Annotated in this window: 16 protein-coding genes; 6 read left to right on the top strand and 10 right to left on the bottom strand. The window is 72.7% G+C overall.

Annotated elements, in window-relative coordinates; genetic code table 11:
• The first annotated feature begins 3 nt into the window (after positions 1 to 3).
• From glgX to ACH4DZ_RS19060, 3 genes are all read left to right on the top strand, one after another.
• Positions 4 to 2,112 carry a glycogen debranching protein GlgX gene (gene glgX, locus ACH4DZ_RS19070; RefSeq protein WP_398288334.1) on the top strand — a complete coding sequence of 703 codons (2,109 nt, stop codon included), beginning with the start codon at positions 4 to 6 and terminating at the stop codon, positions 2,110 to 2,112.
• A gap of 167 nt (positions 2,113 to 2,279) precedes the next feature.
• Positions 2,280 to 4,658 carry a malto-oligosyltrehalose synthase gene (gene treY, locus ACH4DZ_RS19065; RefSeq protein WP_398288333.1) on the top strand — a complete coding sequence of 793 codons (2,379 nt, stop codon included), beginning with the start codon at positions 2,280 to 2,282 and terminating at the stop codon, positions 4,656 to 4,658.
• Between the two features lie 173 nt (positions 4,659 to 4,831).
• Positions 4,832 to 6,082 carry a M14 family zinc carboxypeptidase gene (locus ACH4DZ_RS19060; protein ID WP_398288332.1) on the top strand — a complete coding sequence of 417 codons (1,251 nt, stop codon included), beginning with the start codon at positions 4,832 to 4,834 and terminating at the stop codon, positions 6,080 to 6,082.
• Between the two features lie 19 nt (positions 6,083 to 6,101).
• Here the strand turns inward: ACH4DZ_RS19060 and ACH4DZ_RS19055 are convergent, their stop codons facing one another.
• The 3 genes from ACH4DZ_RS19055 to ACH4DZ_RS19045 form a co-directional block, all read right to left on the bottom strand.
• A complete protein-coding gene (locus tag ACH4DZ_RS19055; RefSeq protein ID WP_398288331.1) occupies positions 6,102 to 6,527 on the bottom strand; it encodes an SSI family serine proteinase inhibitor in 426 nt (141 codons plus the stop codon).
• Positions 6,528 to 6,579: 52 nt separating this feature from the next.
• Positions 6,580 to 7,974, bottom strand: coding sequence for a M14 family zinc carboxypeptidase (locus tag ACH4DZ_RS19050; protein ID WP_398288330.1), 1,395 nt, complete (start codon positions 7,972 to 7,974; stop codon positions 6,580 to 6,582).
• A 97-nt stretch (positions 7,975 to 8,071) separates the two neighbouring features.
• On the bottom strand, positions 8,072 to 8,629 hold the full coding sequence (locus ACH4DZ_RS19045) for an FHA domain-containing protein (protein ID WP_398288329.1): 558 nt from the start codon (positions 8,627 to 8,629) through the stop codon (positions 8,072 to 8,074).
• 181 nt (positions 8,630 to 8,810) lie between these two features.
• Here ACH4DZ_RS19045 and treZ point away from each other — a divergent pair, with 181 nt between their 5' ends.
• Positions 8,811 to 10,556 (top strand): malto-oligosyltrehalose trehalohydrolase, encoded by a 1,746-nt coding sequence (gene treZ / locus ACH4DZ_RS19040; protein WP_398288328.1) that lies wholly within the window; start codon positions 8,811 to 8,813, stop codon positions 10,554 to 10,556.
• A 214-nt stretch (positions 10,557 to 10,770) separates the two neighbouring features.
• On the opposite strand, the gene ACH4DZ_RS19035 is transcribed toward treZ, so the two are convergent.
• The 7 genes from ACH4DZ_RS19035 to ACH4DZ_RS19005 all read right to left on the bottom strand — a co-directional run bounded on the left by ACH4DZ_RS19035 (position 10,771) and on the right by ACH4DZ_RS19005 (position 19,258).
• Positions 10,771 to 11,733, bottom strand: a complete 963-nt coding sequence (locus ACH4DZ_RS19035) for an aminoglycoside phosphotransferase family protein (protein ID WP_398288327.1) — start codon at positions 11,731 to 11,733, stop codon at positions 10,771 to 10,773.
• A 67-nt stretch (positions 11,734 to 11,800) separates the two neighbouring features.
• Entirely contained in the window at positions 11,801 to 12,925 is a 1,125-nt protein-coding gene (locus ACH4DZ_RS19030) for an aminopeptidase P family protein (protein ID WP_398288326.1), read from the bottom strand.
• Between the two features lie 484 nt (positions 12,926 to 13,409).
• The gene (cyc2, locus tag ACH4DZ_RS19025; RefSeq protein ID WP_398288325.1) at positions 13,410 to 15,596 is read right to left on the bottom strand and encodes a germacradienol/geosmin synthase Cyc2; all 2,187 of its coding nucleotides are present in this window, start codon (positions 15,594 to 15,596) and stop codon (positions 13,410 to 13,412) included.
• Positions 15,597 to 15,876: 280 nt separating this feature from the next.
• Positions 15,877 to 16,623 carry an ABC transporter ATP-binding protein gene (locus ACH4DZ_RS19020; protein ID WP_398288324.1) on the bottom strand — a complete coding sequence of 249 codons (747 nt, stop codon included), beginning with the start codon at positions 16,621 to 16,623 and terminating at the stop codon, positions 15,877 to 15,879.
• 9 nt (positions 16,624 to 16,632) lie between these two features.
• A complete protein-coding gene (locus tag ACH4DZ_RS19015; RefSeq protein ID WP_398288323.1) occupies positions 16,633 to 17,433 on the bottom strand; it encodes an ABC transporter permease in 801 nt (266 codons plus the stop codon).
• Positions 17,430 to 18,206, bottom strand: coding sequence for an ABC transporter permease (locus ACH4DZ_RS19010; RefSeq protein WP_398288322.1), 777 nt, complete (start codon positions 18,204 to 18,206; stop codon positions 17,430 to 17,432). Before ACH4DZ_RS19010 ends, ACH4DZ_RS19015 begins: the two co-directional genes overlap by 4 nt.
• A gap of 44 nt (positions 18,207 to 18,250) precedes the next feature.
• On the bottom strand, positions 18,251 to 19,258 hold the full coding sequence (locus tag ACH4DZ_RS19005; protein WP_398288321.1) for an ABC transporter substrate-binding protein: 1,008 nt from the start codon (positions 19,256 to 19,258) through the stop codon (positions 18,251 to 18,253).
• Positions 19,259 to 19,413: 155 nt separating this feature from the next.
• Here ACH4DZ_RS19005 and ACH4DZ_RS19000 point away from each other — a divergent pair, with 155 nt between their 5' ends.
• Positions 19,414 to 19,971 (top strand): hypothetical protein, encoded by a 558-nt coding sequence (locus ACH4DZ_RS19000; protein ID WP_398288320.1) that lies wholly within the window; start codon positions 19,414 to 19,416, stop codon positions 19,969 to 19,971.
• Positions 19,972 to 20,003: 32 nt separating this feature from the next.
• Positions 20,004 to 21,533: a hypothetical protein gene (locus ACH4DZ_RS18995; protein ID WP_398288319.1), complete on the top strand. Its 1,530-nt coding sequence runs from the start codon at positions 20,004 to 20,006 to the stop codon at positions 21,531 to 21,533.
• Positions 21,534 to 21,622 lie beyond the last annotated feature (89 nt).

Raw genomic sequence — 21,622 nt, 5'->3', positions numbered from 1 at the left:
TCCATGCAGGTCTGGCCTGGACAGGCGTACCCACTCGGTGCCACGTACGACGGCGCCGGCACGAATTTCGCGGTCTTCTCGGAGGCCGCGGACCGGATCGAGCTGTGTCTGCTGCACGACGACGGCTCGGAAACGGCGATAGAGCTGCGCGAGACCGACGCGTTCGTCCGGCACGCGTACCTGCCCGGCGTGATGCCGGGCCAGCGGTACGGCTTCCGCGTGCACGGTCCCTACGAGCCGGAGCGGGGGCAGCGCTGCAATTCGGCGAAGCTGCTGCTCGACCCGTACGCGAAGGCCATAAGCGGCAGCATCGACTGGGGCGAGGAGGTGTACGGCTACCACTTCAAGTCGCCCGGCAGGCGCAATGACCTGGACTCGGCACCCCACACGATGAGCTCCGTGGTGGTCAATCCGTACTTCGACTGGGGCGACGACCGGCGCCCGCGCACGGAGTACCACCACACCGTGCTGTACGAGGCCCATGTGAAGGGTCTGACGATGCGGCACCCCGGGCTGCCCGACGAGCTGCGCGGCACGTACGCGGCGCTCGCCCATCCGGCCGTCATCGAACACCTGACCGAACTGGGCGTCACAGCCCTCGAACTGATGCCCGTTCACCAATTCGTGAACGACCACCGTCTGGTCGACATGAGTCTCAACAACTACTGGGGCTACAACACGATCGGCTTCTTCGCCCCCCACAACGCGTACGCGTCCTGGGGCGACCGCGGACAGCAGGTCCTGGAGTTCAAGTCGGCCGTCCGCGCGCTGCACGAGGCGGGTATCGAGGTCATCCTCGACGTGGTCTACAACCACACCGCCGAGGGCAACCACCTGGGCCCGACCCTGTCCTTCAAGGGCCTCGACAACGCCTCGTACTACCGCCTCACCGACGACCCCACCTACTACATGGACACCACGGGCACGGGCAACTCGCTGCTCATGCGCTCCCCGCACGTGCTCCAGCTGATCATGGACTCGCTGCGGTACTGGGTCACCGAGATGCACGTCGACGGGTTCCGCTTCGACCTGGCGGCGACCCTGGCGCGGCAGTTCCACGAGGTGGACCGGCTGTCGTCGTTCTTCGACCTGGTCCAGCAGGACCCGGTGGTCTCCCAGGTGAAGCTGATCGCCGAGCCCTGGGACGTCGGCGAGGGCGGCTACCAGGTGGGCAACTTCCCGCCGCTGTGGACCGAGTGGAACGGAAAGTACCGCGACACCGTACGGGACATGTGGCGGGGCGAGCCGCAGACGCTCGCCGAGTTCGCGTCCCGGCTGACGGGGTCCTCGGACCTCTACCAGGACGACGGGCGGCGCCCGCTGGCCTCCATCAACTTCGTCACCTGCCACGACGGCTTCACGATGCACGACCTGGTGTCGTACAACGAGAAGCACAACGACGCGAACGGCGAGGACAACAACGACGGCGAGAGCCACAACCGCTCGTGGAACTGCGGGGCCGAGGGCGACACCGACGACCCGGGGGTCCTGGAGCTGCGCGGGCGCCAGATGCGCAACTTCACCGCGACGCTGCTGCTCTCGCAGGGCGTGCCGATGCTCAGCCACGGCGACGAGTTCGCTCGTACGCAGCACGGCAACAACAACGCGTACTGCCAGGACACCGAGCTGTCGTGGGTGCCGTGGCCCGAGGACGGCAGCGAGCTGCTGGAGTTCACGCGCGCGATGGTGCGGCTGCGGCGCGAGCATCCGGTGTTCCGGCGGCGCCGCTTCTTCCACGGGCGGCCCGTGGAGGGCACCCACGACGAGCTGTCGGACATCGCCTGGTTCACCCCGGCCGGCGAGGAGATGACCCAGGACGACTGGGACTCCACGCAGTCGCGGGCGCTGTCGGTGTTCCTCAACGGCAACGCGATCTCCGAACCGGGGCCACGCGGGGAGCGCATCAGCGACGACTCGTTCCTGATGCTGTTCAACGCCTCGCCGAAGACGCTGGAGTTCGTGGTGCCGGTGAATCACGGGCGGCAGTGGCAGGTGGTCGTGGATACGGGCCGGTCCGCGGGGGTCGCCCCCGGGGCCGGGGCGAAGGTGAAGGCGGGCGACCGCCTGTCGCTGGTGGACCGCAGCATGGTGGTGCTGCAGCGACCTGCCTGAGCGTGCTGGGTCGGCTGCGGGCCGGTGGGGGTGACCCGCGCCGTTCCCCGCGCCCCTGATGGGGCGCGGCCCCTCCTAGGGGCGCGGGGAACGGCGCGAACGGCCCCCGCCGGGCCCGCAGACGGGAACGTGACACGAAACGGCGTGGGACGGGTACGTAAGGTCCCATGACTCCTGTCGTGCCGACCGCCACCTACCGTCTCCAGCTCCAGCCGGACTTCCCCTTCGCCGCAGCCGCGCAGGCGATCCCGTACCTGGCCGGGCTGGGCGTCTCCCATCTGCACCTGTCCCCCGTCCTGGAGGCCGTCCCCGGTTCGGGACACGGCTACGACGTCGTGGACCCCGCGCGCGTACGCGACGAACTCGGCGGCGAGCAGGGTCTGCGCGACCTCTCCCGCACCGCCCGCGAGCACGGCCTCGGGCTCGTGCTCGACATCGTGCCGAACCACATGGCGATGTCCCCCCGGCACAACCGCCCTCTGTGGGAGGTGCTGCGCGAGGGCCCCGACTCGCCGTACGCGCGCTGGTTCGACATCGACTGGGCGGCCCAGGGCGGACGGGTCCTGCTGCCGGTGCTCGGGCAGCCCGTGGGCGCGGAGACGGGCGACCTCGTGGTCGACGGGGACGTCCTGCGCTACCACGACCACGCGTTCCCGCTGCGGGCCGGCACCGCGGAGCTGCCGCTGCCGGAGCTGCTGGACGCCCAGTGGTACCGCCTCGCGTGGTGGCGCCTCGCCCGCACCGAGCTGAACTACCGGCGGTTCTTCAGCATCTCGGAGCTGATCGGGGTGCGGGTCGAGGACCCGGAGGTCTTCGACGCGACCCACGGGAAGATCCTCCAGCTGCTGGACGAGGAGGTCGTCGACGGGCTGCGCATCGACCACCCGGACGGCCTCGCCGACCCGGACGCGTATCTGCGCCGGCTCCACGAGGCGACGGGCGGGCGCTGGACGGTGGTGGAGAAGATCCTCGCGGACGGCGAGCCGCTGCCCGCCGCCTGGCCGGTCGCCGGCACCACCGGCTACGACGCGCTGCGGCACATCGACGGCGTCCTCACGGACCCGGCGGGCGCCGGGGAACTCCTCGGCCAGTACCGGCGGTTCGCGGCCCCCCAGGCAGACCGCGGGGGCGTCTGGGAGGCGACGGTACGGCGGGCCGCGTACAAGGTGGTCCATCACGAGCTGGCCGCCGAGGTCGACCGGCTCACCCGCGAGGCGGACCGGCTGTGCCGCACGTCCGCGGACCCCGTCCTGCGCGACCGCGCCCCCTGGGCCCTGCGCACCGCGCTGCGGGAACTCCTCGTCCGGCTGGAGGTCTACCGGCCGTACACCTCCGGGGACGCCGCGTCCGTCCTCACCGAGCAGGCCGCGCAGGAGGCGAAGCAGGCCTTCAAGGTCCCCGAGGAGGCGCAGGTCGTCGATCTCGTACGGGACCTGGTGCTGGGGCGTGTCGGCGAGGGACCGGACTTCGCGGCGTTCCGGGCCCGGTTCGCCCAGCTCGCGTCGGCCCTGCGGGCCAAGTCGGTGGAGGACACGGCGTTCTACCGGTACGTACCGCTGCTGTCGGCCACCGAGGTGGGCGGCGAGCCGGGGTCCCCCGCGGTGTCCCCGGAGGACTTCCACGCGTACTGCGCGCGCGTGCAGCGCGACTGGCCCGCGACCGGCACCGCGCTGTCCACGCACGACACGAAGCGCAGCGCCGACGTACGGGCCGCGATCTCCGTGCTCACCCAGACCCCCTCGCGCTGGGCCGACCTGCTCGCCGAGGTGACCGGGCGGACGGCCGCCGAGGGCGTGGCCGCGCCGGACCCGCAGGTGGCCTGGGCCGCCTGGCAGACCGCCGTCGGGCTCGGCCCTGCGAACGGCGAACGGCTGCGCGGGGCACTGCTGAAGCACATCAGGGAGGCGGGCCTCGGCACGGCGTGGACCGAGCAGGATCCCGCGTACGAGGAGGCCGTGGCGGACTTCCTGAAGGCGGGCCCGTGCGGGGCGCCCGGAGAGCGTGTCGCCGAGTTCAGGACGTCGCTGGAGCCGTACGTGCGGGCGAACGTCCTCGGGGCCGCCCTGATCCATCTGACGATGCCGGGGGTGCCTGACCTGTACCAGGGCACGGAGGCCGAGTACCGGGCCCTGGTGGACCCGGACAACCGGCGGCCCGCGCACTTCCCGCCGGACGAGAAGGGCCCTCTGTCCGCCGAGAAGGCCGCGCTCACGACAGCCGCACTGCGGCTGCGACAGCGGCGCCCCGCCGTTTTCGGCGAGTCCGCCACGTACGAGCCGCTGCCCGCCCGGGGCCCGGGAGCCGCGCACTGTCTGGCGTTCACGCGCTCCTCCGAGGTGGTCACGGCCGTCTCCCGGCTGTCGCTGCGCCTGGAGGAGGAGGGCGGCTGGCGCGACACCGAACTGCCGCTGCCCGCCGGGCGCTGGACCGATCTGCTCGCGCCCGGACGTGAGTTCACGGGGCACGCACGCGTGGAGGCGCTTTTCGGACGGTCGCCCGTGGTGCTGCTGGAGCGGGTGGGAGACGATCCGGTGCCCGCCGGCTGACGGGCGGCGCCGGGGCGCCGATGTCACCCGCGTCCGCCGTCCGGGTGACATCGGCGCCCCGGGCACCCGTACGTGCTGCTGGGCGCTCCCCGGCGGCGCCCCTCCATGTACTTGACGGTTCGTCCGGGCCGTGGAGTACTGCGGATTGCGACGCCGGGCGGACCAGGTCGGGGGTGAGTCTCCTGCCGGAGCTGCGCTACCCCAGTGTGACCGAACTCGAACGCTCGGCCCGGGCCCTGGCGGCCCACCGGCCGGGCCTGTGCACTCTGCGGCGGGTCGGCGCCTCGCGGGCCGGCCGGCCGCTGTGCCTACTGTCCGTGGGCCGCGCCGAGCGCGCGGTGCTGGTCGTCGCGGGCGCTCACGCGAACGAGCCCGTCGGCGGCGCCACCCTGCTGGCGCTGGCCGAACGGGTCGTGCGCGAGCGGCGGCTGCGGGACGACACCTCCTGGCACTTCCTGCTCTGCGCGGACCCCGACGGCGCCGGCCTCCATGTGACCCCGGCGCCGCGCACCCTGCTCGACTACCACCACGGCTTCTTCCGCCCCGCCGGGCCCGAGCAGCCCGAGTGGTCGCCCTCGGTGCTGCCGCCCGACCGTTGGCCGCCCGAGACCCTGGCCCTCATCCGGGTCGTCGACGAGCTGCGCCCCTACCTCCAGGTGACGCTCCACGGCACCGACCTCGGCGGCAGCTGGGTGCAGCTCACCCGGGACATCCCGGGCCTGGCCGAACCGTTCGGCAAGTCCGCGGCGGAACTGAACATCCCGGTCGAGACGGGCGCCTCGGACGCCGCCGGCTGGCCGGCCTCCGGACCCGGGGTGCATGTGATGCCCGCGCCCGGCACGGACCCGGCGTACCTGAGCATGCCGGACGACGCCCGGGAGAGCACCTGGTACCGCGCCCATCTGTACGGCGGTCTGACCGCCGTCGTCGAGGTGCCGATGTGGGCGAGCGACCTGGTGGACGATCCCACGCCGCACCCCGCGCCCGCGGCGGCGATGGACCGCCTGGCACGCCGGCTCCGCCAGGACGCCCACCAGGTCGAGAGCGTCCTCACCGACGCGCTGCCGCGTCTGCCCGGCCCCGCCGGACCGCTGCTGCGTGCCGCCCGGTGGGCGCTGGAGCTGGTTCCCGGGCTGGCCGGCGACTGGGTCCGGCCGCCGCCGGCGGACACCACGATGGCGCACGTGGGCAGCGTCGACGCGTTCGGCCGTCGGCTCCCGCTGCGGGCCGCGGCGATGCTCCTGCGGGTCCTGCGGGAGGCCGACGACCGTGCCGCGCCCGCCCTGGAACACCTCGTCGGGTCCTGGAGCGAGGCCTTCGCCCAGCGGTTCCGGGCGCGCTGGGTGCCTCTGGAGCAGCAGGTCGAGCACCAGAGCCGCACGGTGGTGGCCGCGGCACGGCACGCCCGGGACGGAGCCCCGTGAGACCGCCTCGGGCGCGGTGTCAGTGCGGCAGGGCGAACACCGCTCCCGTCCGCGCCGCCAGCACACAGGCGTTGGCGAACGTCTCCTCGTACGTGATCGCGTGGCCGCCCCACTCGCCGCGCGCGGAGACGGACACCGGCGCGTAGACCATCGGACAGAAGGTGTCCTTGAGCGGGATCCGGCCGACGTCGCCGTGCGCGGCCCGCAGTTCCTCGCAGGCGCGCACGGCCTGCTCGTGTCCCCGGGGCGGGTCGCAGAGCAGCAGCGTGCCGCGGAGGTCGCCGGAGCGGGGCTCACCGCGGGCGACCGTCACGTAGAGCCAGTCGCCCGACGGCGACTCCGGGAGCGCCGCCGCCCGGGCCGGCACCGGTCCCGCCACGAGGAGTGCGCAGGCGGCCAGCAGGAAGGCCCGTACCGCCGCGGTCGCTTTCTGGTTGTTCGTCATTGCCTGTGCATCGGCACGCGGGGCCCGCGGGCCCACCCCGGCCCACCCCGACTCACTCGAACGGCACTTCGGTCCTCGTCGCGGGCCTGCCGGACGGACGCGCCCCAGCACTGCGGTGGCGGGCCAGGTCGAACGCGGCGAGCACCACCCGCGCCTGGTACTCGGCCTGCCGCGCGACCGGGATCCAGCGCGCCCCGTGGCCGTCGTGGTAGTCCGCGCACCAGCCGTCGATGAGCCGTTCGAGGTCGTCCGCCGCGCCGTACGGGTCCTGTCCGGCGGCGGTCGCCAGCTGATGCAGCAGGCCCGCAGTGCGCAGCGCTATCCGGCGGGCGGAGATGCGCAGCGCGGTCAGCCCGGACGTGGTGAGCTGCGGCAGCGGGCGGACGGCACCGGCGGCGTCCGTACCCGGGCCGGTGTCGGGGTCCCAGGAGTCGGCGAGGCCGGGGCAGACCAGTACGTAGTCGTCGACGGGCGCGAGGAGCCGGTCGACGTCCCCGGCCGCGTTCCCCGCCGTGCCCAGGTGGGGGCGGATCCGGGCCAGCAGCTCCTGGAGCAGGGCCGTGTCGCGGCGCAGGGTCCGGGCGACGTCCCTCAGCGTGCTCTCGCTGTCGACGGGCGCCGAGGGGTCCTGCACGGCCGCCACGCCCCACATGGGCGCCTCGACGACCGCGGTCACCGTTCCGTACGGGTGCGGGTGGAACCAGGTGGACTCGACGGCCGCCTCCGTGATGGCCGCGGCGAGGTCGCCGCGCGTCGGGGGCGGGATGCGGTAGACCGCCGGCCCGAGGACGGGCCAGTACAGCGTGTCGTACGGGGCGAGTTCGAGCGGGATGTCCAGGCGTGCCGCGATGTGCGCGAGCCGGGGTGCCATGCCGGGCAGGTCGCGCGTCAGCTCGACGAAGCCGCCGCCCACGTCGACGCCGTGCAGGGAGCACTGGAAGAAGGGCCGCAGCTCGTCCTGGAGGGCGAGCAGGGCGCGGGTCTCCGGCAGCGCGGCCCCCGCCGCGCCGTCGGGCAGCCATTCCGGCTGTTCCATGAAGCCGGGGCGGAAGAAGTTCCGGAAGTGGTGGCCGAGTGTGTACGGGCCCGCCAGCCAGCCCTCGTTGCGGCGGGAGCCGTCGGGGTCCAGGCACAGCAGGAGGTTCCAGGTCACGTCGGCGCCGTCGCACAGCCGGGGGTCGGCCAGGGCCCGTTCGGCCAGGCGCAGGACGGTCGCGCCGCCCACCGGTTCGTTGGCGTGGGGGCCCGCGACGACGAGGACCTGGCGGCTGCCGTGTCCGACGGACAGCAGCCGCAACGGAAGTCCGGCCCGGGAGGTGCCCACCTGGCGCAGCCGGGCGTCCCTCGGGCGGCGGTTGACGAGCGCGGCAGCCCGGACGCCCAGTTCGTCGACGGAGGGATAGCGGAGGAGTGGCGGCAGGGTCTTACCTCCGCAACGAGTTACCACCGGTTCACTTGGTGTGCATGGTGTACGCACAGTGAGTCACGGCGGCGGAGGTGGCGTCAACACCGGTGCGGATAGAAATATGCAGAGTGCCGACGCCCTAGTCCGCCGCGAGCCGGAAGATCATCCGGCCGAAGCTGACCTGGTCGCCGACCTGGACGACGGCGGCGCCGATCACCCGCCGTCCGTTCACGGCCGTGCCGTTGGTCGAGCCGAGGTCGCGCAGCACCCACAGACCGCCCTGGCGGGTGAGTTCGGCGTGCACCCGGGACACCGTCTCGTGGCTGAGCCGCAGGCCGCTGGCCGGGTCACGGCCTATCCGCAGCGGGTACCGGTTCTCCGGCCGGGGCAGCAGCAGTTTGGGGAGCCGCTCGGCCTGCCACGCCCGTCGCAGTCGCACGGTGAAACCGGAGGCCGCCTCGACCGTGCCGAACAGCAGCCGCGACCACCGGTTCTCGGTGCGCAGATCCGCGGTGAGCGCGGCGAGTTCGTCCGCGGTGCGGGCGGCGAACGCGAGTTCCATCCGCAGGAGGAACGTGTCGTGCGAGAGCCTCCCCAGGGCGGCACCCTCCCGCAGCGCCTTGAGCGTCCTGTCCCGCTCGGCGTCCGACAGCCTCGCGGGAGCGGGATAGGTGTGGAACTCCGAGGACGACGTCACGCAGCCGATTGTCTGGCAGCGCGGCCGGAGTGTCCAGAATGCACAGCACTTCAGGGGAGTACGCACTCCGGGCACGGCCGTTTCGCGTCGCCCGATCGAGGGGATCCGAAGGTGAATTGATCTCGTTTGACGCACCATGGGACCGGCGAGGTCACGGTGAGCAGACGAGGGAGAACCGTCCGTGCAGTTCGAGGTGTGGGCACCACAGGCCGGTCGCATGACGCTCCACTGCGCGGGCACCACGCGCGCGTTGGAGCCCGATCCGCAGCGCCCGGGGTGGTGGACGGGAGAGGCCGAGGCGCAGGACGGCACGCGGTACGGGTTCGCGGTGGACGACGGTCCGGTGCTGCCGGATCCGCGTTCGTACCGGCAGCCGGACGGACCGGACGGCCTGAGCGCGGTCGTCGACCAGGAGCGGTACGCCTGGCGCGCCGACTGGGCGGGGCGCGGGCTGCCGGGCGCCGTGCTGTACGAGCTGCACGTGGGCACGTACACGCGTGAGGGCACGCTGGACGCGGCGGCCGAGCGGCTCGGGCATCTGGTGGAACTGGGCGTGACGCACGTCGAGTTGATGCCGCTGTGCCCGTTCCCGGGCCGGCACGGGTGGGGGTACGAGGGGGTGTCGCTGTGGGCCGTGCACGAACCGTACGGCGGCCCCGAGGCGCTGAAGCGTTTCGTCGACCGGGCTCACGAGCTGGGTCTCGGGGTCGTCCTGGACGTCGTGCACAACCATCTGGGGCCGTCCGGCAACTATCTGCCCGCCTTCGGGCCGTACTTCACGGACACGCACCACACTCCCTGGGGTTCGGCAGTGAACCTGGACGCGCCCGGTTCGGACGAGATGCGCGCGTTCCTGCTGGGCAGCGCGCTCTCCTGGCTGCGCGACTACCGGTTCGACGGGCTGCGCCTGGACGCGGTGCACGCGCTGTACGACACGCGCGCGTGCCACTTCCTGGAGGAGCTGTCGGCGGCCGTGGACGGACTCTCCGGGGAGCTGGGCCGGCCGCTGTTCCTCATCGCCGAGTCGGACCTGGGCGACCCGCGGCTGATCACGCCCCGCAAGGAGAACGGGCTCGGGCTGCACGCGCAGTGGAACGACGACTTCCATCACGCGCTGCACACCGCGCTGACCGGTGAGGCGCAGGGCTACTACGCGGACTTCGGCCGGGCCCCGCTCGCGGCGGTGGCGAAGACGCTGACGGCGGGTTACTTCCACGACGGCACGTATTCGAGCTTCCGGGGCCGGCGGCACGGCCGTCCGCTCGACCGCACGCGGGTCGCGGGGCACCGGCTGCTCGGTTACTCGCAGACCCACGACCAGATCGGCAACCGTGCCCTCGGCGACCGGCTCGCGGCCTCCCTCTCCCCCGGTCTGCTCGCCTGCGCGGCGGCGCTGACCCTCACCGGGCCGTTCACGCCGATGCTGTTCATGGGCGAGGAGTGGGCCGCGGGCACGCCCTGGCAGTTCTTCACGGACCACACGGATCCCGAGCTGGCGGAGGCCGTGCGGCGGGGCAGGCGGCGGGAGTTCGGGTCCCACGGGTGGGCCGAGGAGGACATCCCCGATCCGCAGGACCCTGCCACCCGCGACCGGTCCTGTCTCGACTGGTCCGAGCCGGAGAAGGGGGTCCACGCGCGCGTGCTCGCCTGGTACCGCGAGCTGATCGCCCTCCGGCACGCCCAGGCCGACCTCACGGACCCCGACCTCGCGGACGTCAAGGTCGCGTTCGACGAGGGCGCCCGCTGGCTCGCCTTCCGGCGGGGTGACGTCCGGGTGGCCGTGAACCTCGGCGCGGAGCGGGCGGCGATTCCTCTCGGTGGCCGGCAGGCGCGGGTGCTGGCCGCGTGGGAGCCGGTGGATGTCCCCGGCGGGGACGGGCTGTTGGGGTTGCCCGGGGAGTCGTGCGTGGTGCTGCTGCAGGGGTGATCCACCTGCGGGCCGGTGGGGGCCGGTCGCGCCGTTCCCCGCGCCCCTGGGAGAGCGGGGTCGGGCGCCGCGTTCCCTGTGCGCCTCAAGGCGAAAAGATTGCGCAGTTCCCCGCGCCCCTGGGGGGCTGCGCCCCATCAGGGGCGCGGGGAACTGCGCAATCTTTTAGGGGCGCGGGGAACGGCGCGAACGGCCCCCACCGGGCCGCACGGAATCACCACGTCTCGTTCGTGACCCGTTCCAGCAGGATCGCCTCCCAGGAGCGGGCCAGCTGCGTACGCAACAGCGGCAGCGACAGCGCGCTGCCGGAGCGGTCGCGGAGCCGGTCCGCGAGCCGGATCAGCGTGTCGCAGCGGGCGAGCCACAGGCCGCGCAGACACGGCCGGGCCCCATAACCGGCCAGGGTCGCCGCCCGGACCGCCGCGGGCGCGCCCACGGCCAGGGCGAGGCCCGCGATGTCCTCGGTGGGATCGCCGACAGCCGCGTCGGTCCAGTCCAGGACACCACGGACACGCCCGTCGCCGCTGACCACGAGGTGCTCGCCCCTGAGGTCGTGGTGGACGAGGAAGGCGGCGCCCGGCTGCGGGGCGAGCTGCCCGACGCCGGCCGCGGTGAGCTGCTGGAGCCGGGCGGGGTCGAACTCGTCGGCGGCGGCGAGCTGTTCGGCGGCCCGCCCGGCGGCGGTACGCAGCGTTTCGAGGGACCGGGGCGCCGCGCGGGGCACGCCGAGCGACTCGGCCTGGTGTCCCGGCACCTCGCGCAGTCCGCTGAGCAGCCCCGCCAGATCGGCCTCCCCGACCGCGGAGACGTCCCGCTGCTCACCGGATCCGCCGGGGATCAGCGTGTCGAGGGTGTACGTCAGCCCGCTCGCCCATTCGCCGTGGGCGACGCTCACCGGGACGGCGACGCCGATGTGGGGGCGTACCAGCTCACGCAGTCGCAGTTCGCGCCGCTGGCGCCGGGACGCCTCGCGGTCCGGGGCGAGCCGCAGCACATGACGGGCGCCCACGAACCAGGTGGAGTGCCCGCCGCCCTCGGCGACGGGCGCGATCCGGGGCCCGCCGCCGCCCGGGAGCTGAGGGTCCGGGAGCGGGGAGTCCTGGAGCGGGGAGTCCTGGAGCAGGGAGCGGACGACGCGTCGCACGGTGTCCGCGGTGGGTGTCGCTGCCTGGGTCATGGTCGCGCCGTCCGCCGTTGGGGAGTCCGGGGTGCGGGCGCCGCCGTCCGGCGCCCGCCGGGCGTGGTCAGTTCACGACGGCCATCTCCCGGGGGGTGTCGTTGAGACGGCGTCCGCCGTCCTCGGTGACCGTCACGATGTCCTCGATGCGTACCCCGAAGCGGCCCGGCAGATAGATGCCGGGCTCCACGGAGAAGCACATCCCGGGCACGAGGGGCTGTTCCTCGCCCTCGATCATGTACGGCGGTTCGTGGGTGGTGACGCCGATGCCGTGCCCGGTGCGGTGGATGAAACGCTCGCCGTACCCGGCCTCGGTGATGTGGGCGCGTGCGGCCCGGTCGACGTCCTGGCAGGCGGCACCGGGCCGCACGGCCTCGAACGCGGCCTGCTGGGCGGCGCGGACGATGTCGTGGACCCGCTGCTCCTCGGCGCCGGGCTCGCCGACGTGCACCGTACGGGAGGTGTCGGAGCCGTAGCCGTGCTTCAGTCCGCCGAAGTCGAGGACGACCGTGTCGCCGTGCTCGATGACGCGGGAGCCGGCCTCGTGGTGCGGGTTGGCACCGTTCGGACCCGACCCCACGACCGTGAAGTCCACCTGCTCGTGCCCGAAGTGCCGCAGCAGGTCGGCGAGGTCACCCGCGACGTCCGACTCGCGGCGCCCCGCGAAGGCGACCTTCAGGATCTCCTCGTACGTGTCGTCGGCGGCGGCGCCCGCGGCCGCGAGCCGCTCCAGTTCGGCACTGTCCTTGACGGCCCGGAGCATCGGCAGTCCCTCGCTGAGGGAGACGTACGACGTGCCGGGCAGCTCCCTCTGGAGGCCCAGCAGGTGCAGCGCCCAGGCGTTGTCGCTGACGCCGAACCGGCCCGAGGCGTCCAGGAGCGGGGCCGTGGTGGTGTATGGGTCCTTGCCGTCGGTCCAGTCGCGCAGTGTCAGCGCGGGCGCGCCCACGGCCCTCTCGGCGTCCGGGGCCTCCAGGGTGGGCACGACGAGCACGGGGTCCTGCCCCGCGGCGAGTACCAGCAGGGTGAGCCGCTCGGTGGCCGCGGGCGGCGCGTAGCCGGTGAGCCAGACGAGGTCGGGCCCGGGGGCGACGAGCACCCCGGCGAGCCCCGCCTCGTCGGCGGCCCGGGCGGCGCGCTCCATCCGGGCCCGGTAGTCGTCGGCGGTGAAGGGCGCGGGCGTACCGGTCATCCGGTCCTCCGTGGGTCGATCCCCGGGGTGGGGTGCGGGGTGAGCCGCGGGTCGAAAGGGGCCACGGGCAGCATCCTGCCCGGACAGCGGGGGTGACGCGAGCCGGTCGGGAGCTCTTCTTTCGAAGGCGTCGGTCGTCCGGGGCCGGGCGAGGCGGCTGTCAGGGCGCAGGCGCCCGGATCTCGTGCTCGGACGACAACGATCCGTCGGACGCGTCGGCGGCTTCCACGCCGAGGGCCGGCCGCGCTCCGGTCCGGCCGGCGGGCGAGGGCGCCGGACGCTCGGACGGCTTCGCGAGCGCGGCCGAGCTCCCGCCGCCCGGACCGGACGAGCGGCCGCCGGCCGATGCCCGGCCGGCCGGGCATCGGCTCGGGACGCAGCGCTGTCTGTTCCATGGATCGCCTTCGGCCAGAGCCCTACGCTCCGCACCTGCACGCGACGATCCCCCGACGGGTGGCAGCGCCCGCGCCTCCCCTGCCCGGGGTCAGGGGGCAGGGGCCGTGGCGGTCCGCCAGACACTGCCGAACGGCAGCTCCGGGAGCTGCCCCGGCACGAAGCCGTGGGCCCGGCGGGCCAGGTCGGCGGCTCCGTAACGCCTGCAGTCGTAGTGCCACTTCAGGATGCCGGCCATCCAGTTCTGCAGCTCCACGACATAGCCCTCCATGATCCCGCGGGCCTCGTCGGAGAGGTCGAAGTCCTCGTACAGGACGGGGAACTCGTGGGCGGCGACATGCTCGAACTGCCGCATGCGCTGGGTCATGAGGTCGTGGACGATGCCGAGCGCCTTCGGGTAGTCGCAGCCGAAGAAGTTCTGCACGACGAGGATGAGGTTGTGCACCTCGCCCTCGTACTCGATCTCCTTCTGGTAGGAGAAGACGTCGTTGATGAGCATCCCGTAGTCGATCGCCGCGTTCTCCAGTGCCCGGACGGGGCCGCTGCGGTAGACCTCCGGCGGTACCGCGGGGCCGTGGCCCAGCCGGCACAGGCTCATGGTGAGGTCGGAGCCGAAGGTCGCGCGGCGCATCTCCAGATAGTCGACGGGGTCGGGGATGCGGTTCTGCAGCTGGTTGGACAGCTCCCACACCCAGCTCTCCGTCATGACCTCCACGGAGGCCCGCATGGTGCGGCGCGCGTCCGTCGTCATCGTGGCCGTGGTCCGCAGCCACAGATCGGCGAGGCCGCGCTCCATGGCGTTGGCCGGGGGCGGGATCTCCTCGCCCTCCACGGGCATGCAGGCGGACAGCCGCGCCGTGCACAGTTTCGCAGCGGCCAGATCCCTGCGGTTCCCGAACACCATCGGGTAGTAGTCGTCGCCGTACGTCCCCCACACGAGCCACTGCGCGCTGAGGTCCAGCGCCTCGGGGGTGCCGTCGGGATCGAGTCCTGCCGAGCACAGCGGCAGGTCGTAGGCGGATAGCTTGTCCTCGTCCCAGACGCCCTCCTGAAGGATGCCCATGCTGTGCGCCCAGGGGGTGATGCGCCGGCGGGCCCCTTCCAGGTCGGCGTTGAGCCGGACCTGGAACGGCATGTAGAAGTCGGGCAGCCGCGAGGGACCCACCTTCTGGAACGGCACGTGCGTGTACGCGCGCAGCCGCTCGGCGCCGGCCGCGGCGAGCAGCGCCCCGACGTCGGCGGCGGAGGTGCCGGGGCCGGTGAGGCCCTTCAGGGGGGAGGTCTCCAAGGCCCCCTCGTTCATGTACCGGCTGGACCGCATGTGCCACTCGTGGCCGCCCGACTGCCAGTCCTGCAGCCCTTGCGTGTACGCGGTGACGGCACGGACCTCGTCCGGTGTGAGGCCCTTCTCCAGGGCCAGCGCGGGCACTTCGGTGAGCGCCGTGTGGTCGAACAGGTACAGGCGTGAGGAGAGGACGTCGTTGACGGTGTCGGCGGCCTGCTGCGTCGTACAGCCGAAGAACGTCTCCAGGACGAGCACGCCGTTGCTCAGCTCGCCCTCCTCCTCGACCTCCCGCTGGTACGAGAAGAGGTCGTTGCGCAGGTGGACCGCGTCGGAGAAGGTCTCCATCAGTACGCGCATCGGCCGTGTGCGGGCGACCTTGTCGGGAACCTCCGCGGTCGCGTACTCCACGAGCCCGGCCGACCACGGGGCGCCGCCCACCTTGCGGCGCATCTCGATGTACTCGACGGGGTTCGCGATCCGCCCTTCGTTGATGTTGGACAGCTCCCACATCGACTCGTTGAGCAGATGCTCGGTGGACTCGGCGAAGCGCCTGCGCCATCCCATGGACATCGAGGGGACCGTACGGGCCCACAGGTCGGCGAGGCCGGCCTCGACCGGGTTCTGCGGCTCGGGCACGGGGGTCGCGAGGTCGAGCGGCATGAAGAGCGGCAGGCGGTCCAGGTAGGCCTTGCCGCCCGCGCGGTCCTGGCTGCGCTTGAAGGTCTCCAGAAAGTGGTCGTCGAAGAAGAAGACCCACACGTACCAGTCGGTGATGAGGGAGAGGGCGGGCCCGTCGCACTCGGGATGCGTGTACGCGCACAGCAGTCCGTAGTCGTGGGCGTCGAGGTCTGCCTGCTCCCAGATGCCGGAGCCCTCCAGCATGCCCATGCCGCGGGCCCACTCGGTGGTGTGGGTGCGGGCCTCGTCGACATGCGGGTTCAGCCGTGCGGGGTACGGCGTGTAGAAGTGGGGGAGTTCGAACGGCTGCGTCATGGGCCGGGGCCTACCCGGGGTTGTCCGGGGGCATCCGTGCGGGGGTGGATGATCGCACCATCGCGTGAACGGATGAGTGAACGGGGTCCCGCCGGGGAAGGGGTGGGGGCGTTTTCCGCCCCCGCCGCCCCTACCCGTTCCCGTCCACGCATGGGGCTGCGCCCCTCGCCCCCTTTGTCCTCAAACGCCGGACGGGCTGAAAGGCATCTTTCAGCCCGTCCGGCGTTTGAGGACCGGGGGTTCGGGGGCGGAGCCCCCGAGTACGTGAGGGGGCCCCGTTTCAGGCGCGTACCGCTCGTCCCACCTCCGCGCGCAGCGCGACGAACTCCGGCAGCACCCGCGTAGCGATCTGGTCCCGCTTGCCGGGGAGCACGACCGGCAGGTCGAGGATCACCCGGGCCCCGGGCCCGGCGGACAGGACGACCACCCGATCCCCCACGTACACGCTCTCGTCGATGTCGTGCGTGACGAACACGATCGTCGTGCCCTCGCCCTGATGCACCTCCAGCAGCAGATCCTCCAGATCCTCACGGGTCTGCGCGTCGAGGGAGCCGAAGGGCTCGTCCATGAGCAGCAGGGCCGGTCGGCAGACCAGCGCGCGGGCGATGGCGACCCGTTGCTGCATACCGCCGGACAACTGCCAGGGATGCCGCCGCCCCGCCCCGCGCAGCCCCACCCGTTCCAGCATCCGCTCGGCCTCCTCCCGCCGCTCCGGACGCCCGAGTCCCCGCCGCCGCAGTGGAAGCGCGACGTTCTCGCGGACCGAGAGCCAGGGGTAGAGCGACCGCCCGTAGTCCTGGAAGACGACGGCCAGCCGGTCCGGCACACCGCTGACGGGCGCCCCGTCGACGGAGACGGTTCCCTCCCGGACCGGGAGCAGCCCCGCGACGGTCCGCAGGAGCGTCGACTTGCCGCAGCCGGACGGCCCGACGACACACAGGAGTTGTCCGTCGGGCACGGTGAGCGTGATGTCGCGCAGGACGGGGTGATCGCCGTACCACTGACCGAGCGAGTCGAGACGCAGCATGCGGTCCTGTCACCTGTCCCCTCTGCCCGGCAGTCGCTTCTCGACCGCCAGCAGGCCGGTGTTGAGTACGTATCCGAGTGCGCCGAGCAGCACCAGCGCGGCCCAGACCGTGAGCAGGTCCGAGCGTGACTGGGCGTCGGTGAGGGTGAAGCCGATGCCGTTGGCCGTGCCGGGCAGCAGTTCCGAGAACACCATGAGGACGAGGCAGAGCGAAAGGCTCAGGCGCAGGCCCGCGAAGATACGGGGCAGCGCCGAGGGCAGGAGGAGGAACCGGAGCCGTTCGGTCCTGGTCAGCCGCAGGACCGCGGCCACTTCGAGGCGCAGGGGGTCGGTGTTGCGGACGCCGTCCGCCGTGTTGATGAGGATGGGCCAGACGGCGCTGAAGACGATCGACGCGACCTGCATCCGGGTGCCGAAGTCGAGGAGCACGACGAAGACGGGGACCAGGGCGGGCGGCGGGACGGCCCGGGCGAACTGCAGGACCGGGTTGCACAGGGCGTGCGCGCGGCGGGAGCGCCCCAGGGCCGTACCGAGGGCGACACCGGCGACCGCGGCGAGGGCGAAGCCGGTGGTCATGCGGGCGAGGCTGGGGAGGATGTTCCCGGTCGCGGCGGGGGTGAGGAAGGCGTGGGCGGGCGGGCCAGAGAACCACAGGGTGTGGGTGTGGCGGGCGATGTCGCCGGGTGGCGGGAAATAGACGCTGTCGTGTGTGCGGGTGGCGAGTTGCCAGGCGGCGACCGCGGTGGCGAGTACGGTCCAGCGCAGGAGTGCGCCGCGAGTCGCTGCCGCCGGCGCTCCGGCGCGCCTCATCGCTCACCCCGGTGTTCCGGCGTCCAGGGGAACAACCGCCCCTCCCCCCACACCAGCACGCTGTTGACGACCAGCCCGAGGGCCCCCGCCCACACCACCCCCGCGAGCACGTCCCGCGTACCGTCCGTCGCCAGACCCGCCTGGGCGATGAAGATGCCGAGTCCCTCCCCGAACCCCGCCAGGATCTCCGTGGCGACGGCCAGGACGAGGGCGACGGCCGCGGAGATGCGCAGGCCTGCGGCGATGAAGGGCGCGGTGGCGGGGAGTTCGACGCGCAGGAGGACCGACAGGCGGCCGAAGCCGAAGGCGCGCAGGGTGTCCTTGGCGAGCGGGTCGGTCTCGCCGAGGCCGTAGACGGTGTTGAAGAGGATCGGCCAGACGGACGCGTAGGTGATGAGCGCGACCTTCGTCTCCGTACCGGAGCCCAGCAGCAGGGACACCAGCGGGATCAGCGCGACGGACGGCAGCGGGCGCAGGAACTCGACGACGGCGCGCACGGCCTCGTCGACGACGGGCACGCTGCCGAGGAGCAGGCCCAGCGGTACGGCGATCGCGCAGGCGAGGCCCAGACCGAGGGCCCAGGCCCGCACGGTGGCGCCGACCCCCGCCAGGAAGAGCGGGTCGCCCGCCAACTCCACCGCGCGCGCCAGCACTTCGGAGGCGGGCGGCAGGTAGTCGCGCCGCACGAGACCCGCCCTGCCGACCGCCTCGCACAGGCCGAGGGCGAGCAGCACACCGAGTGTGCCCAGGAGCAGTTCCTGTCGACGTCCCAAGTGCCTCGCGCCGCGGTCGGCGCCGCCTCCACCCCCGCCGCGCCTCACTCGACCAGCAACGTTCCCGGGTCGATCGTCTTCTTCAACAGGCCCTGTTCCTTCATGAGTTCGGTGAGGCGGCGCAGCTCGGACGCGTCCGAGGTCACCGGATAGGCGGGCAGCCGGATCGACTCGGCCTGGTCCGCGGTCACCTTGGTGTACTTGGGCAGTTCCGCGCGCACGGCGTCCTGGTCCCGGCCGGCGATCTCCGCCGCCGCGGCGATCGCCCGCCGGAAGGCCGCCGCGGTCCTGGGGTTCTCGGACGCGTAGTCGCCGGTCGTGACGTATCCGCTGATCGGTATGTTCTCCACGGGGGCGGATCCGCCGTCGACGAGCACGCGGGCGTTCAGCTGCTTGCGGATGGCGCTGTTGAAGGGCTCCACGGCGTGGACCGCGTCGACCTGGCCCTTCTCCAGGGCCACTCCCATCTGGGGAAAGGCGATCTGCCGGTACTCGGGGCGGCCCGCGCCCTGGCGGCCGAGGATCGCGTTCAGGGTCAGCGACTGGATGTTGTTGAGGATGTTGACGGCGACCTTCTTGCCCTTGAGGTCGGCGACACTGCGGATGTCCGAGTCCTCGGGCACGAGTACGTCCATCATGTGCGGCGCGACGCGGGCCCCCTCGGCGAGGATGCGCAGGTCCAGCGTGCCTTTCTCGTGGGCCTGGAGGAAGGTGACGTAGTTCGCGCTCGCGATCACGTCGACCTGGCCCTTCGACAGGGCGGGCAGCGCCTGGATGGACTGCTGGACGGGCTGGATGCGTACGTCCAGGCCCTCCTTCTCGAACAGCCCCCGGTCCCGCGCGAGGTAAAGAGGCGCGTCGTCCGCGAGGGGCAGCGCGGCGACGGTGACACTCGCCCGCTCCAGCCCTTTTCCGCCCCCGCCCCCGCCCTTGCCGTCGTCCGCGTCGTCGGACTCGCCGCCGCACGCCACGACAGTCATCACCAGGGCGACGGTGAAGGCGATCAGCTTGCCCGTGCTTCCCGCACGGGAACGGTCTCGGGGCGTCGGCATGGACGCATGATGACCTGCGATTGACATGATCACTACATACCTTTGCGCCGTTCCCGACGCATGCGGCCCACGAAGACGCGGGTTGACGATCCATTGACCTTCAACTTAGGTTTGCCTTACCTAAGTGGCTCTCGCCTCCGAAAGGCCAACTACCCATGAGATCCGCCCTGTTCTCCCGTGCTGCCCGTATCACCGCCGTCGGCGCCACCGCCGCCGCGCTGACGGTCGGGCTCGCCACCTCCGCCTCGGCCGCCACCGCGACGCGGTCCGTCACGGTGAGCGGCACGACGTACAACCTGTCACTGACGGCCCCCGACAGCCTGTCGGCAGCCGGGCAGAACGTCACCGTCTCCGGCAGCGGCTACAACACGCTCCAGGGCGTCTACGTCGGCCTCTGTGTGATCCCCGAGGGGGTCGAGCCGGGGAACCCGTCGACGTACACCTCCCGGCCCACCCCCTGCCTGGGCGGCGCCGACCAGTCCGGCACGACGGGTGCCTCGCACTGGGTGTCCGACCTGGGCGGCGGCACGGTCGCGAACAGTTCCGCCTACGGCACCGGCGGCTCGTTCAGCGTGAGCGTGCACGTGAACCCGAACATCGCCGCCGGCAAAGTCTGCGGCACGGACGTCGACTGCGCCCTCGTGACGCGCGCCGACCACACCGGCAGCAGCAACCGCTCGTACGACGTCTACCTCCCGGTCACCTTCTCGTGACCGCGCCCCTCAGAACCCGGGGGCGGAGCGATGTGCTCCGCCCCCGGGCGGTGGGCGCCCTGGTCGGCGTCAGCGCGCTGGTCCTGACCGCCGTCGCCGTCGGCGCGCCCGCCGCCGGTGCCGACGACCCACAGGCGACCGAGGGGTACGAGCGGACGGCCCGCCTCACGACCGTCGGCAAACCGCTCGACCTGCTGCTGCATCCCGAGTCGGGCAAGCTGTACATCGGCTCCGACACCGTCGCCGGTACGCCGGACGGCAGCCTGGCCGGTGTCTACGCCGTCGACCCGGCCGCCGGGAACGTACTGAGCTGGGTGAAGACGTCTCCCGGCAGTACGGGCGCGCCCGCCCAGCTGCCGGGCAAACGGCTCGCCGGACCGCTGCCGGGTGACGGAGTGCACTATCTCGTCGGACTGCGCGGGGTCGCGGCCGCCAAGGACGGATCCGCCACGGGCAGCGGCGGCTGGCTCACCGGTACGTCGATCACGCAGGCCAAGTCCGGTGCGAAACCCGGCACGGTCGTGGTCGTACGCGGGACGAAACTGGAGGAGGTCGCCGTCGGTGAGACGTCGGTGACCGTGGAGCGTTCCCTCACCCTGCCGGCCACCGGCGGTCCGCTCGCCGTCGACACCGCGGCCGGGCAGATCTGGGTGACGGACAACACCAACGGCGTGTTGCGCAGGGTCGGTTCGGCCGACTTCGCGCCGGACGGCAAGGAGATCGCGCTCGGCGCCGGAGCCGCCGTGTCCTTCCTGGAGTGGGACACCGAACGCGGAGTCCTGTGGGCGGGACGCGGCACCGTACTGGAGGCGTACGACATCGCCTCCGGGAAACCGGCCGCCTCCTTCGACGCGCGACCGGGCGACACCGTCGCCGATGTCGCCGTGGACCCGCGCTCCGACCGGGCGTTCGCGGTGTGGCAGGACTGGGGCAACCCGCCGGAGGAGGGGGACGGCGTCGGGCAGCTCTCGGTGTACGACACGGCGACCCTCAAGGATCTCGACATGGGCGCCGAACTGCCGGGCGTGCACGGCCAGTTGGGCAGCTCGTCCGTCGCGGTGACACCGGGCGGGGACGCGGTGTTCGTCGCGAGTCCCTCGGATGCCTCGCTCACCGTGTTCAGAGCCCCGGTGCCGCCGACACCCTCGCCGACACCGACACCGACGGACTCCGGGTCGCCGCCGCCGTCGCCCGATCCGTCACCCGGCGCTACGGACCCGGACCCGGACCCGGACCCGGACCCGAGTGGCGAACCGACCGACCCGACCGACTCGACCGACTCGGGGACCACGGTTCCCGTCGGCGGTCCCGCGGACGACGGGAACGGTGCGGGCGGTACGGCCGACAGCGGCGACACGAGTGGCGGGCCGGGTACGACCGGTGGCTCGGTGGGCGGTGGCCCGGTGGCCGGCGGCTCGCTCGGCACCACCGGTGACGGCTCACTCGCCTCGACCGGCTCCGACCTGCTCCTGCCCGCCACCGCGGGCACCGCGGCACTGCTCGCCGCCGGCACCACCGCGATTCTGTGGCGCCGACGGACGAACGGACGGCTGGAGCCCTAGGAGTTGTCTTCAAATGTCACGCCCACATCAGGAGCGAGGCGAGTGTGACGGCTGCTTGGTAGGACTCGGCGGTCTTGTCGTAGCGGGTC

The sequence above is a fragment of the Streptomyces sp. NPDC017991 genome, assembly GCF_044328075.1.
Lineage (GTDB): Bacteria > Actinomycetota > Actinomycetes > Streptomycetales > Streptomycetaceae > Streptomyces.
Note: the sequence above shows the minus strand (reverse complement) of the source record. Positions and strands in the feature narration are given on the sequence as shown.